At 63.9% G+C, this 14,280-nt stretch carries 10 protein-coding genes and 1 pseudogene; 9 read left to right on the forward strand and 2 right to left on the reverse strand.

Annotated features, from left to right (window positions below):
* Positions 1-376 precede the first annotated feature (376 nt).
* From LJY18_RS19420 to betA, 4 genes are all read left to right on the forward strand, one after another.
* Positions 377-2,311 carry a multicopper oxidase family protein gene (locus LJY18_RS19420; protein ID WP_238043616.1) on the forward strand — a complete coding sequence of 645 codons (1,935 nt, stop codon included), beginning with the start codon at positions 377-379 and terminating at the stop codon, positions 2,309-2,311.
* Positions 2,312-2,662: 351 nt separating this feature from the next.
* Complete coding sequence (locus tag LJY18_RS19425; protein ID WP_238043618.1) at positions 2,663-3,088, forward strand: HPF/RaiA family ribosome-associated protein; 426 nt, start codon at positions 2,663-2,665, stop codon at positions 3,086-3,088.
* 820 nt (positions 3,089-3,908) lie between these two features.
* Positions 3,909-5,963, forward strand: coding sequence for a choline BCCT transporter BetT (gene betT / locus LJY18_RS19430; protein WP_238043620.1), 2,055 nt, complete (start codon positions 3,909-3,911; stop codon positions 5,961-5,963).
* Between the two features lie 50 nt (positions 5,964-6,013).
* Positions 6,014-7,711 (forward strand): choline dehydrogenase, encoded by a 1,698-nt coding sequence (gene betA / locus LJY18_RS19435; protein ID WP_238043623.1) that lies wholly within the window; start codon positions 6,014-6,016, stop codon positions 7,709-7,711.
* Between the two features lie 235 nt (positions 7,712-7,946).
* Here betA and LJY18_RS19440 read toward each other — a convergent pair whose 3' ends face one another.
* Positions 7,947-8,192, reverse strand: a complete 246-nt coding sequence (locus LJY18_RS19440; protein WP_269137882.1) for a tautomerase family protein — start codon at positions 8,190-8,192, stop codon at positions 7,947-7,949.
* 15 nt (positions 8,193-8,207) lie between these two features.
* The gene (locus LJY18_RS19445) at positions 8,208-8,942 is read right to left on the reverse strand and encodes an SDR family NAD(P)-dependent oxidoreductase (RefSeq protein ID WP_238043627.1); all 735 of its coding nucleotides are present in this window, start codon (positions 8,940-8,942) and stop codon (positions 8,208-8,210) included.
* Positions 8,943-9,055: 113 nt separating this feature from the next.
* Between LJY18_RS19445 and LJY18_RS19450 the strand changes: the two genes are divergently transcribed.
* The 5 genes and pseudogenes from LJY18_RS19450 (at position 9,056) to LJY18_RS19470 (ending at position 14,132) form a co-directional block, all read left to right on the forward strand.
* Positions 9,056-9,976 carry a LysR family transcriptional regulator gene (locus LJY18_RS19450; protein ID WP_238043629.1) on the forward strand — a complete coding sequence of 307 codons (921 nt, stop codon included), beginning with the start codon at positions 9,056-9,058 and terminating at the stop codon, positions 9,974-9,976.
* Between the two features lie 113 nt (positions 9,977-10,089).
* A pseudogene (locus tag LJY18_RS22810) lies at positions 10,090-10,337 on the forward strand (hypothetical protein); the annotation flags it as partial.
* Positions 10,338-10,595: 258 nt separating this feature from the next.
* Positions 10,596-11,630, forward strand: coding sequence for a phosphogluconate dehydrogenase (NAD(+)-dependent, decarboxylating) (gene gnd / locus LJY18_RS19460; RefSeq protein ID WP_238043630.1), 1,035 nt, complete (start codon positions 10,596-10,598; stop codon positions 11,628-11,630).
* Between the two features lies 1 nt (position 11,631).
* Entirely contained in the window at positions 11,632-11,874 is a 243-nt protein-coding gene (locus tag LJY18_RS19465; protein ID WP_238043632.1) for a hypothetical protein, read from the forward strand.
* 764 nt (positions 11,875-12,638) lie between these two features.
* A complete protein-coding gene (locus LJY18_RS19470) occupies positions 12,639-14,132 on the forward strand; it encodes a flavin-containing monooxygenase (protein WP_238043633.1) in 1,494 nt (497 codons plus the stop codon).
* Positions 14,133-14,280 lie beyond the last annotated feature (148 nt).

A 14,280-nucleotide genomic window follows, 5' to 3' on the forward strand; every position in this document is an offset into this window, starting at 1 on the left:
GCTGGCTATGCTCAGGTAGCGGGCCGAATGGGCCGCACCAATGCTGTCTTTCGCCCACTCAGCGGTATTTCTCGAACAGCATCGCGTTTATACAGGCAGTCTTCAGGTCAAACGGTGAGACAAGGCAGACAAGGGAAGTTGGTTAACAGCGTGTCATGTGCAACCTGAAAGTGGATGCCTCCGGAAAATTGATGGACGGTCCCAGGCGGCGGTTCAAGCAATTTGACGTGTAGGGATTCATATTATGTTCACGCGGCGTACATTCTTGAAATATACCGGCGGCACCGTTCTTACACTGTATGCAATTAACAGATTCGGCGTGCCCGTCGCACTCGCACAGATTCCCGGTGGCTCACTCGATCCACATGACATTGCCATGTTTCAGACCCCCTTGCTGATTCCGCCGGTCATGCCGAGAGCGGCAAAGTTCAACCGGTTGGCCGGCAAGCAGGTCGACTACTACGAGATATCGGTCAAGCAGTTCGCCCAGCAGATTCTCCCGGCGGGCCTGCCGGCCACCACCGTGTGGGGCTATGGCGCGTTGTCGGCCAACGGCAGTCGAGGCCTGTTGCTGCATAACGCCCCGTCGCTGACCATCGAGGCCAAGTGGAACACGCCGGTGCGGGTGAAGTGGATCAACGACCTCACGGACGATGTCGGCAACTACCTGCCGCACCTGCTGGCGGTGGACCCGACCCTGCACTGGGCCAACCCGCCCGGCGGCCTCGCTGGGCGCGACATGCGCCCGAGCTTCGACAGCACACCGCCGCTCTACACCGGACCGGTGCCCATGGTCACCCATGTGCACGGTGCAGTCGGCGTCGGCGACGAGAGCGACGGCTATACCGAGGCCTGGTACCTGCCCGCTGCCAGCAACATCCCACAGGATTACGCCCATGCAGGCACCTGGTACGGTTTCTTCGCCGGCAAGGCCGAGGCCAAATTCGGTGAGACCTGGGGGCCAGGCTTTGCCACCTTCCAGTATCCGAACCTCAATCGCGCCTCGACCCTCTGGTATCACGACCACACTCTCGGCATGACCCGACTCAATGTCTATGCCGGGCCGGCCGGTTTCTACCTGATACGTGGTGGCCCGGACGGCGACTTGGCGGTGAGCGATACCCGCTCCGGCATGCCAGCGCTGCTGCCAAGTCCGGCGCCGCGGGAGAACGACAAATTCCCGCCGAACAAGACCTACTACGAGATCCCCATCGCCATCCAGGATCGTTCGTTCAACATCGATGGCTCTCTGTTCTACCCCGACTCACGCGAATTCTTCGACGACATTGCCGGTCCCTTCATTCCCGACACCGACATCGCGCCGGCCTGGAATCCCGAGTTCTTCGGCAACACACTGATGGTTAACGGCAACACCTGGCCCTTCCATACCGTCGAGCAGGTGCGCTATCGCCTGCGCCTGCTCAACGGCTGCCAGTCGCGCTTCCTGATCCTCGACTTCGGCAATATCCCCGGTGTGGAGGTCTGGCAGATTGGCAACGAAGGCGGCTTCCTGGCTGCGCCGGTCAACCTCAGCGCCGATCACGGCAATCGCCTGCTGATGGGTCTGGCCGAACGGGCCGACCTGATCGTCGATTTCACCAATGTGCCAGTGGGCAATTACGTGTTGGGCAATATCGGCCCGGACGAACCCTTCGGAGGCGGCGAGCCGGGTCTCGATTTCGAAATTGCCGACCCGGCGTCCACCGGCCAGGTCCTGGAGTTTCGCGTGGTGCCGGCCGTGGCCGTTGACCCGAGTACACCGCCGCAGTTTCTGCAGTTGCCGGCGATCACACCGCTGCCGGCGGCAAGCCTCACCCGTCGCCTGGTCCTGATCGAGGAGGTGTCGGACTACTTTTACGATGCCCCAGCTGAAGCATTACTGGGCACTCTCGCCGGCGACCCCGCCGAGGCGCCGGCACAGTGGAGCAAGCGCCAGTGGGCAGAGCCGGTGACCGAGAACCCGGCCGTGGGTGCGACCGAGGTCTGGGAGCTGTACAACGCCACCGCCGACGCCCATCCGATGCACATCCATGAGGTGGTGTTCGAGGTCATCGACCGGCAGGATATCTTCGTCGACGAGGATGAACAGCAGGTGCAGCTAGCCCCCGGCAGCGTGCCCATTCCAGCCGAGCCCTGGGAGACCGGCTTCAAGGATACGGTCATCACCTACCCCGGCCAGGTCACGCGTCTGCGCGTACAGTTCAACTCGCCCGGCCAGTTCGTCTGGCACTGCCACATCGTCGAGCACGAGGACAACGAGATGATGCGGCCATTGCGCATCGGCCCCCTGCAGCCGGGGCAACCGGACTAGTCGCGCGAGGTGACTATGAGGGCGTCGGCCCGCGGCAGGCGCCCGGAGTCCATGTCCAGCGGCCGATCCGGGTGCCGAGTGTGCTTGCGTCCGCGTCATCCCAGCCAGCATTTACCCCGTCGCGCAAACGATAGGGGTTGCCTTCCACGCCGGCCATTGTCATAACTGTCACGTGGCCATGTGCGGGAGCCTACTCAGCGCTCCCCTGCAGGCTCAACGCAAGACAGGGTTGTGCATCTGCCGTTGCAGCGTCCCGATTTGTAATCTTTGTCAGCGTGTAACGACAAAGTCCGGAACCTCGGCGCCATGTCAGCCCTCGAAGGTACAGACCCGTCAGAAGCGAGGAATACCATGCAAATTCATGTGAGAAGCAACCATATCGAAGGAAGTGTCCGGCTTCAGGAGTGGGTAAGCGCGACAGTGTCCGAGCGGCTGGATCGTTTCGAAGATTTTCTCACTCGGGTTGAAGTTCATCTCAGCGACGAGAATGGCAACAAGGCCGGCGCCGACGACAAGCGCTGCCAGATCGAAGCGCGGCCCAAAGGCCATCAATCCATTTCAGTTACCCACAAAGCCTCCTCGCTCGATCAGGCCGTGGACGGCGCCACCGAAAAAATGCGTCATGCCCTCGATCACATGGTTGGCAAGCTGGAGGTCAGGGCCGTATCCACCGGGCATATCGACGACCCGCGCCTGAGCGAAGAACCCAAGCAAGTCACCGAGGCCCTGCTGCAGGAAGAGTTCCTGGCCAAGGAAGAAGCCCTGAGCCGCGCTTGAGGCGTTCCCATTCGTTGATTCCTGAATGATTGCCATAAGGGGTTGCCATGCGTGCATGGCAACCCCTTTAAGGTTGCGCAAACCGTCCCCGAAGCCGCCAAGCCAGCCCGCGCACTCCCTTGCAGCTGCGGCGCCGCTGCCGGTCTGTTGCGTAACAAAACCCTGTGCTCGCCGCCGATTGTCTGTCCGCCGGCTGCTGCTCAAGCAGGCGTCACAGTCCCCAAAGCGCCAACGCAATCCGCGACCGCCGCCCAGCAAACCCGATGGTTACTCGTTAACTGTTGCGAGCACTGCAGGCGCGAAATGCGCGGATAAAAACCAGGCGTTCTCTCTCTCTCTCTCTCTCTCTATCTCATCAAACAAAAATAACTCGTTGTTTTATATATAGAAATTAGATCAGGAGATGAGCCCTTTAGGAGCCAGCTTGCTGGCGATGCTTTTGACCTACAAAGATCGCCAGCAAGCTGGCTCCTACAGTTTGCTGCGCGACAGCGCGGCGTCGAAAACAAGGCAGGCCCTTCCTCCGGATGACAGACACCCATGCCATACGTCACGGGGGGCAGCGCCTGATTTATCGCCTTTATCGCCGCGCTCCAGCGCGAAATAGGGCCGCCTTTTTTTTTCCCTTCTATCATGTACACGATGCATTGGTATTTATGCCGGCCTGCCGATGTCGATACAGGCTGCGGTGACTCAGCCGTACAACCGTATAGCCGGAGAGCGGCCTTTCGCCATGGATCGTTGTGGCGGGAGCGAACAGACTGATTTCTGAGGCGTCGATGTCCGGGCACGCGGGCGTCTCATCGCAGGAGGGTCGGACATGTACGATTCCAGTCACATCCACCATGATCTGTCTGGTGGCAAGGATCGGATCAACCCCATCGTTTTCTACGGCTCTACACTGGCCATCGTCGTATTCGCCTTGTGGGCGATGTTTTTCACCGAGGCGGCCAACGCGGCCATCTACGCGGCGCTCGGGTGGATATCCAACACCTTCGGCTGGTTTTACTTCATCGCCGTAGTCGCCTATCTGGTGTTCGTCATCGTGATCGGCATGTCCCGTTTCGGCAGCATCAAACTCGGGCCCGACCACGCCGAGCCGGAGTTCAATGTGGTGACCTGGGCGGCCATGCTGTTCTCGGCCGGCATCGGCATCGACCTGATCTTCTACTGCATCGTGGAGCCCATTACCCAATTCATCAGCCCGCCGGTGGGCGAGGGCGGCTCCATCGAGGCCGCCCGCCACGCCATGGAAATTACCTTCCTGCACTGGGGGCTGTCCGGCTGGGGCATCTACACCCTGGTGGGGCTGTGCCTGGCCTTTTTCAGCTACCGTCATGGCTTGCCGTTGCGGATCCGCTCGGCCCTGTTCCCGGTGTTCGGCAGGAAAATATTCGGACCGCTGGGGGATGTGGTGGATATCGCAGCGGTCCTGGGCACCGTCTTCGGGGTAGCCACCAGCCTGGGCATCGGCATCATCCAGCTGAACTTCGGTCTCAACTACATGTTTGGCGTGCCCGAAAGTACGCTGACCCAATCGATCCTCGCCATCATGATCGTGGTGTTCTCCGCCGTTTCCGCGGCCACCGGCGTCGAGCGCGGCATCCGCCGGCTGTCGGAATTCAACATGCTGCTGGCCGTGCTGCTGATGCTCTTCGTGCTGATCGCCGGCAATACCATGTTCCTGCTCAACGCGTTCGTGATGAACGTCGGCGACTACCTGGGCCACTTCGTCCAGTTGTCCTTCAACACCTACGCCTTCGCCCCGCCTACCGACTGGCTCAATGGCTGGACGGTGTTTTTCTGGGCCTGGTGGATCGCCTGGGGACCCTTCGTCGGCCTATTCCTGGCGCGCATCTCGCGCGGGCGAACCATCCGTACCTTCGTGGCCGGCACCCTGATTCTGCCCTTGACCTTCATGATGGGCTGGATGTCCATCATGGGAAACAGCGCCATCGAAATGGTCATGGGCGGCGCCACCGAGTTTGGCGAACAGGCCATGACCAACCCCGGTTCCGCCATCTACCTGTTCCTCGAGAACCTGCCCTGGGTCACCCTCACCACCCTGGTGACCACGCTGCTGGCGATCGTGTTCTTCGTCACCTCCGGGGACTCCGCCTCGCTGGTGCTGTCGAACCTCACCTCCATCATCAAGAACCCCAACGACGACGCCCCGACGTGGATGCGCATAGTCTGGGCGGCGATTATCGGCGTGGTCACCCTGGCGCTGTTGATGACCGACGGCCTGTCGGCGTTGCAGAGCGCCGTGGTGGTAATGGGGCTGCCGTTTGCCTTCGTCCTGTTCCTGATGATGATCGGCCTGACCAAGGCACTGAGGCTGGAAGCCATGAAGGCGGAAAGTCTCAAGTCGTTAGGCCGTCACTTGCCGGAAAGCACCACAAGCGCCGGCGGCGCCCACCCGTCCTGGGCCTCGCGCCTGTCCCGGGCCATGAGTTTTCCGAGTGAAAAGGAAGCGCAGACCTTTCTCGCCGAAACCATCCAGCCGGCGATGGAGGAGGTCAAGGCCGTGCTGGCGGAGAAGGGTTACCACGCGAGCGTGGAAACCGGTGACGAAGCCCTGCCCTATCTGAGCCTGAAGGTGGATCTCGGCGAGGAGTTGAACTTCGCCTATCGGGTCTACCCCAACCAATGCCTGATGCCGTCGTTCACCCTGCGCGCGCCGCGCCCCCAGGCCTATTACTACCGGCTCGAGGTGCACCTGCACGAGGGCGGTCAGGGCTATGACCTGATGGGCTACAGCAAGGAACAGGTGATCGAGGATATCGTCGACCAGTTCGAGAACCACCTGCATTTCCTGCATTTGCAACGGGAGGCGGGCAGCAGTAGCGCGCCGGAGCTTGGCGACGCTACCTAATCCTTGGCGGCGACAGCGCCCTCGCGCCCTATCCGTCGAGGAGGCGGCACATGAACCAGGCAACGTTCGATGAGGAATTCGATTACGTGATCGTCGGCTCCGGCTCGGCGGGGGCCGTGCTGGCCAACCGGCTGAGCGCCGACGGCCAGCATCAGGTGCTGGTGCTGGAGTTCGGCGGCAAGGACAACTCCGTGTTCATCCAGATGCCGACTGCCTTCTCCATTCCCCTCAACATGAAACGGTTCGACTGGGGCTTCTACACCGAAGCGGAACCGGGATTGAAGGGGCGACGCATCCACCAGGCCCGGGGCAAGGTGATCGGCGGCTCCTCCTCGATCAACGGCATGGCCTATGTGCGCGGCTGCGCCGGCGACTTCGACGAGTGGGAGGCGCACGGCGCCAAAGGCTGGGGCTATCGGGACGTGCTGCCGTACTTTCGGCGCTCGGAAGACTGCGTCTACGGCAGCGACGCCTACCGCGGCACCGAGGGGCCGCTCACCACCTGCAACGGCAACAACATGAAGAACCCGCTCTACCGTGCCTTCATCGAGGCCGGCCGGCAGGCCGGTTACGGCGAGACCCGGGACTACAACGGCTATCGCCAGGAAGGCTTTTGCCGCATGGACATGACGGTGCGCGATGGCGTGCGCTGCTCCACCGCCCTGGCCTACCTCAAGCCGGCGCTGGGGCGACCCAACCTCAAACTGGTCATGCATGCCCTCACCACCCGGGTGATCATGGCGGGCAAGCGCGCCTCGGGGGTGGAGTACCGTCGGGGCGGCACGACCCGGCGCGCCCGGGCACGCCGGGAGGTGATCCTCTGCGCCAGCAGCTTCAACTCGCCCAAGCTGTTGATGCTCTCCGGCATCGGCCCGGCCCAGCACCTCAAGGCCCACGGTATCGCGGTGGTGCACGACTTGCCGGGGGTGGGGCAGAACCTGCAGGACCACCTGGAGGTCTGGGTCCAGCAGGCCTGCACCCAGAAGATCACGCTGAACGGCTGGCTGAACCCGCTGGCCAAGCTGTGGATCGGCGCCCAGTGGTTCTTCTTCAAACAGGGCCTGGGCGCGTCGAACCAATTCGAGTCCAACGGCTACATCCGCAGCCGCGCCGGCCTGCAATACCCGGATCTGCAGTACCACTTCCTGGCTGGCGCCATTGCCTACGACGGTTCCAGCGCGGCCGCGGGCCACGGTTTCCAGGTCCACCTCGGACACAACAAGCCCGCCAGCCGCGGCTGGGTGCGGCTCAAGTCCGGCGACCCGGCCGAGCCGCCACAGATGTTCTTCAACTACCTGAGCGAGGAAGCGGACAAGCAGGCCTACCGCAACGGCCTGCGCCTGACCCGGGAGATCTTCGCCCAGCCCGCGTTCGACCCCTACCGCGGAGCGGAACTGTCCCCCGGCAAGCAGGTGCAGAGCGATGACGAAATCGACAACTGGCTCGCCGAAACTGCCGAAACCGCCTACCACCCCGCGGGCACCTGCCGCATGGGCAGCGACGCCATGGCGGTGGTGGACCCGGAGTGCCGGGTGCACGGCGTGGAGGGTTTACGGGTGGTGGACTCCTCCATCATGCCGACGCTGACCAATGGCAACATCAATGCCCCCACCATCATGATCGGCGAGAAGGCCGCCGATCACATTCTGGGCAAGGGTCTGCTGCCTCCCGCCGAGGCGGACGTGTTCTTCGCCGAGGACTGGCAGAACCGCCAGCGTCTGGGTGGGGCCGAGCGCAAGCTCGAGTAGTCACGATTGCACGACCTACCCCGATCAGTCCCCTCTCCCCACTGGGGACGGCCGGCTAGGAGAGGGTTAGGGTGAGGGTGAGGGTGAGGGGAGGTTACCGAGGCAACGAAACTATCGGCTACAAACAGTCTCTGCGATAAACCCAGCTCCGTAAGATGCGCGGGCCGCGTAGGATGAGCGCAGCGATACTCCTCGTAAACTGGGCCGCACTGCACCAACGCCGGGAAATACCCAATCAATCCGCCGTTCGCTGCCGGTACTCGGTGGTGGTGATGCCGGCGAAGCCCCAGTTATCCGTGTCGACTTCCTCGATCACGATATGGGTCAGGTCGGGGCGTTTGTTCAACACCCGTTGCAGGGTTTCGGTGATCTCGCGAATCACCTGGGCCTTCTGCTCGCGGGTAACGCCGTCGCGGGTAATGCGCACATTGACGAAAGGCATGCTGGTACTCCTTGGGGTTTTAACATGCGGAAGGCGCATAGGCCTCCCAGGGGTTTACCACTTGCCGACGCTCATGCCGCCATCTACTGGCAGCACCGCGCCGGTGGTGAAATCGGCGTCCGAGAGATAGAGCACGGCGTCGGCAATCTCCTCGACGCGTCCCACCCGTCCGGCCGGATGCAGGCCAGCGAGGAAGTCGAGGGTTGCCGGGTCATGCATCGGCGTATCGATGATCCCCGGCGCCACCGCATTCACCTTGATGTTGTACGGCGACAGCTCCAGCGCCAGGGCGCGGGTCGCCTGATTCAGGCCGCCCTTGATCAGCACCGGCAGCATGGCCGGCACCGCCAGGTTCGGTTGCAGCGCGATGCTCGCGGTGATGTTGATGATGTGGCCCTGGCGCCGCTCGATCATGTGCCGCGCGGCGGCCTGGGAGGCGTACACCACGCCCTTGAGGTTGGTATCCAGCAGGCTGTCCAGCTCAGCGACCGTGTAGTCGATAAAGGGCTTGGCCAGGAAGAAGCCGGCGTTATTCACCAGCACATCGACCTGACCGAAGCGCTCGATGGCGCGTTCGATCAGGCGCGGCGCGGTGGCCGGGTCGGCGATATCACCGGCCACGCCGAGAAAACGCCCGTTGCCGGCCAGGGTTTCGGCGGCGTCGGCCAGCCGTGCTTCCGAGCGCGCATTGCCGACCACATTGAAGCCGCGGGCGAGATAAGCCTTGGCCAGGCCGAGACCGATGCCGCTGGAGGCACCGGTGATAACGACAGTTCTGTTGTTGCTCATGGTGATAGTCCTGCTTGGGTAGTGGAGGGCAGCGCTGTGGGCAGGACTATATTTGTGCGCTGAAAGCGGATAAATATGCAGCCAGGCACTTCACTTGATACACGGTGTAATCAATGCGGCGACAATTCGACGATGTACTGCTGGGCAGCATCGAGCTGTTCTGTCTGGCAGCGGAGATCGGCAGCTTCACCGGCGCGGCCCTGGCCGCCGGTGTCACCCCGGCGGCGGTGAGCCGCTCGGTCTCGCGCCTGGAGGCGCGGCTTGGCGTGCGCCTGTTCGTGCGCACCACCCGCAGCATCCGCCTGACCGAAGGCGGGCTCGCCTACCACCAGCAATGCCGCGGCGCGTTGAACCAGATGCTCGAAGCCGAGCGCGAGCTGATGGGCCAGCAACAGATGCCGTCCGGCACCCTGCGCATCAGCCTCCCCACCACCTACGGACACCACCGGATACTGCCGCTGCTGCCCGAGTTCCGCCGCCAGTACCCGCAGGTGCAAGTGGAGATCCACCTGGGCAACCGCAATATCGATTTCGTCGACGAAGGCTACGACATGGCCATCCGCGTACGCGCGCAGCCCGATTCCGGCCTGATCGCCCGCCAACTGGAAGACGCCGCCCTGGTCGTGGTGGCGACCCCCGAGTACCTGGCGCGCGCCGGCACCCCGCAGAACCTCGACGACCTGGCGCAACATGAATGCATTCAGTTCGAACTGCCCAGCAGCGGCCGACGCATCGCCTGGCTATTCAACGACGGCGGCCGCCCCTGCGAAACTCTCACCCAGGGCGCCTACCTCTGTTCTGACGACGTGCTTGGCGGCGTGACCCTGGCCAAACACGGCGCGGGGCTGTTCCAGACCTACCGCTTTATCATCGAACGGGAACTGGCCGAGGGCTCACTGGTGGAAGTGCTGCAAGCCTACGCCGGCCGCTCGCGGCCGTTCACCTTGCTCTACCCCCATGGGCGGCATGTGCCGTTGAGATTGCGGGCGTTTATCGATTTTCTGATGGATAAGCAGAAGGGCTGGGGGGCTTGAAGATGACTTAGTCGCCGGGTGCGCTGAAAGGACAATAGGGGACACGGTTTTGGCTTGAATCATCAAGCAGAAGCGAACTTAATCATGCTCTGACCCCCTATTACTCTGCTGGTGGCGTGGCCCTGTTCCAGACCTACCGCTTGATCGTCGAGCGCGAGCTGGCCGAGGACTCAGTGATGGAAGTGCTGCCGCCCTATGCCGGCCGCTCGCGCCCGTTCACCTTGCCCTATCTGCAGGACGATATGTGCTGTCGTGATTGCGTGCGGTTATCGACTTCCGGACAGATAAGCAGAAGGGCCGGAGCCGCTGGGGCGGACTCAGTCGCCAGGTGAGGGATCTCAAATTCGACGATCACGCCTGAGCGATCCGCGACCCTGTGGTCAACACCAGCAGCGGGTGGCTCGTCGGCGCGCACTGGCCGAGCCAGGCCGTTGAGCCGCGAGGCGGTGAAGGCCGACCTGGACCTGCAACCCGAGAGGGACCGGTACACACACCAGGGTCGCCTGGCGTACCGGCAGGCCGCCTCGACGATCAAGCGCTAGACTGAATCTGACGCGCCGCGCCAACCCATGCATGGGTTCGCGATGCTGCGGCCCACTCACTCGAGAGGAGCGTGAAGATGCAGATCGGCATGATCGGCCTCGGTCGCATGGGCGCCAGCATGGTGACCCGCCTGCTGCGCGGCGGCCATGACTGCGTGGTCCATGACCAGGCGCCCGAAGGCATCGCACGCCTGGTCGCGCTCGGCGCCACGGGCGCCGCATCGTTGCCGCAGTTCGTCGACAAGTTGCAGGCACCGCGTGCAATCTGGCTGATGCTGCCGGCCGCGGCCGTCGATGCCCTGCTCGAACAACTGACACCCCTGCTGCAACCCGGCGACATCGTCATCGACGGCGGCAACTCGCACTATCACGATGACCTCCGCCGCGCCGCGGCCCTGGCGGCAGCAAACATAGCCCACGTCGACGTCGGCACCAGCGGAGGCGTGGCCGGCCTGGACCGCGGCTACTGCCTGATGATCGGCGGCGGCAGGGAGTCGGTGCAGCATCTCGCACCGGTGTTCGTCACCCTGGCCCCGGGGGCCGGCACGGCGGCGGCGACACCTGGCCGCCGCGCGGGCGCCGGCACGGCCGATCAGGGCTGGCTGCATTGCGGGCCGCACGGCGCCGGCCACTTCGTCAAGATGGTCCACAACGGCATCGAGTACGGGGTGATGGCCGCCTATGCCGAGGGTCTGAACATCCTGCACCACGCCAATATCGGCCTGCGCGAGCACGCAGTCGATGCCGAGACGACGCCGTTGCGCGAGCCTGCGCATTACCAGTACGAGCTGGACCTGCCCGAAATTGCCGAGGTCTGGCGCCGCGGCAGTGTGATCGGCTCTTGGCTGCTGGATCTGACGGCCGCCGCGCTGGCGGACGATCCCTCGCTGGCCGGCTATGAAGGCCGGATCTCGGACTCCGGCGAAGGCCGCTGGACGGTGCAGGCGGCCATCGACGAGGCCGTGCCCGCCCCCGTGCTGAGCGCGGCGCTGTATGCCCGATTCGGTTCGCGCGGCGACGCCGACTTCGCCAACCGCGTGCAATCTGCCATGCGCCATGAGTTCGGCGGCCACCTCGAGAAGCCGGCCGATGGCGGGCCAACCGGAACCTGACATGAACGCAGACACCGCCTCTCCCCCCACAAAGCCCGCCGACGCCTTGGTGGTGTTCGGCGCCAGCGGCGACCTGGCGCACAAGAAAATCTTTGCGGCGCTCTGCGCGATGGGCCGAAGTGGTGCGCTGAAGGTGCCGGTGATCGGCGTCGCCTCATCACGGTGGAGCGTCGAGCAATTTTGCGCGCGCCCGGGACAGCGTCGAGAAAGGCGGCCGCGAGGTCAGCCCGCATGCACTCAATAATCACCTCCTGTCGGTGCTGCAGTACGTCAGCGGCGACTATCAGGATGCGTCCACCTTCGAGGCTTTGAAATTGGCCCTGCGGGGCGCGCAGCGACGTCGGCCTGCTGTCCGAGGAATTCGACCCGCGCAGCGGGCACATGCAGGGCAATTTCCCGCAGGCGCTCAGCCCCATGGTGCTGGTCAATACCGCACGGCTGCTTTCGTTGGCGCCACGCCAGCTCGATGAATCGAGCAGGACGGGCGAACGCCCTGCAGCCGTAGCGGGTCGGCCCCACTTAACTGCCTGGCCGAATGGTAAAGCATCGAAAAACAATGGCCAAACAAGCGCTTGAGCGGCCCATTTTGGCAGCAAGATTCGTGTTTAAAGGGAAAGAATCCGCGTGCGAAAGACCAGCGGTGACCACGATGACGATGCGGCTGGGCGCCGGCTTGGGTCGGTGAAATCCAGCAGCAATCGGCCAAAACGGGCGTTCAGGCCATGAGAATATGAAAAATTAAGCAGTCCCCCTTTTCCCCATGCGGTTATCCAGGGCGTGCCATGCGGCGGACGCCGATCTTCGACCTTGGTGGCACGACGGTTAGTGTCTGGGGTGGTGCTTGCGTGGCCAGGGTGCGCCCTGGATCGGTCTGGCTGGGCAAGGGCAGGCGCGCAGCTTGCGGTGGTGGGTATTCGGCAGGCTGACGGCCAGCGACTACCCTGTACCTGGCGAATCCGCTTGGCCGAGGCCGTCGCCCGGGCCAGGCTACACGACTGCGAGGAGGCCATGGCTGTGGAACACCTGGACGTTCTGATCATCGGCGCCGGCCTGTCCGGCATCGGCGCGGCCTATCACCTGATGCGGCAGTGCCCGCACAAGCGCTTCGCGATCCTCGAAGGCCGGCATGCCCTCGGCGGCACCTGGGATCTGTTTCGCTACCCGGGCATTCGCTCCGACTCGGACATGTACACCCTCGGCTACAACTTCAAACCCTGGACCGACCCGCAGGCGATTGCCGACGGCCCGTCGATCCGCCGCTATATCGAGGAGACCGCGCGGGAGCACGGCATCGACGCCAAGATCCGCTACCGGCACCGGGTGCTCAAGGCCGACTGGTGCAGCGTGGCGGCGCGCTGGACCTTGCAGGTTCAGTGCGGCGAGGCGGCCGAACCGCGCCAGCTGAGCTGCAATCAGTTGCTGATGTGCACCGGCTACTACCGCTACGAGGCCGGCTACACCCCGGCGTACAAGGGCCGCGAGTTGTTCCGCGGCGTCTTCATCCACCCGCAGCAATGGCCGCCGGGCTTCGACTACAGCGGCAAGACCGTGGTGGTGATCGGCAGCGGCGCCACCGCCGTGACCCTGGTGCCGGCGCTGACCGACAAGGCCCGCCACGTGACCATGTTGCAGCGCTCGCCGAGCTACGTGCTCAGCCTGCCGCAACGCGATGGACTGGCCAGCCTGCTGCGCCGCTGGCTGCCGCCGACCCTGGTCTACCGGCTGCTGCGCGCGCGCAACGTGGCCATGCAGCTGGCTTTCTACAGGCTGGCCAGGGGCTTGCCGACGCTGGTGCGCAAGCTGCTGCTGGGCCGGGCCCGGCGCCAACTGGGCGCGGATTTCGACATGCGCCACTTCAGCCCGCGCTACCGGCCGTGGGATCAGCGCCTCTGCGTGGTGCCGGACGGCGATCTGTTCAAGGCGCTGCGCGCGGGCAAGGCCTCGCTGGTGACCGAGCAGATCGACAGCTTGACCGAAACCGGGATCCGCCTGAAAACCGGCAAGGTGCTGCCGGCCGACGTGATTGTCAGCGCCACCGGCCTGGACCTGCTGCTGTTCGGCGGTATCGAGGTGGCGGTGGACGGCCAACCGTTCGACGCGGCCAAGAGCATGGGCTATCGCGGCATCATGCTGCGCGACCTGCCCAATGCCGCGGTGGTGCTCGGTTACACCAACGCCAGTTGGACGCTCAAGGCGGACCTGTCCAGCGAGTACTTCTGCCGCCTGATCAAGCACATGGACGCCATCGGCATGCGCCAGTGCACCCCGCGCGACCCGGCGCGTCGGGTCGGGGAAGCGCCGTTCCTCGACCTGGCCTCCGGCTACATCCAGCGCGCCGCCGAGAGAATTCCCAAGCAGGGCGATCGCGTGCCTTGGAAGCTCTACCAGAATTACCTGCTCGACCTGGCACTGCTGCGCTACGGCAAGCTGGAGGACGGCTACCTGGAATTCAGCTCGCCGCAACCCGGCGCGGATGCCGAGGCGGTCGGCACGGTCGCATAAGACTCAGCCCCATCGCGACGCGACCATCCTCCACAGGAAAAATTTTCCGCCGCTGCTATTCCAGTGGCACATTGCCATGTACCATTTGCGACGCGCTTCACGGATGACCACAAGCGCAGCCCATTGCAAATGGCATTAGCCACTGGAC

It is taken from the genome of Pseudomonas sp. MMS21 TM103, assembly GCF_022132145.1.
GTDB lineage: Bacteria > Pseudomonadota > Gammaproteobacteria > Pseudomonadales > Pseudomonadaceae > Aquipseudomonas.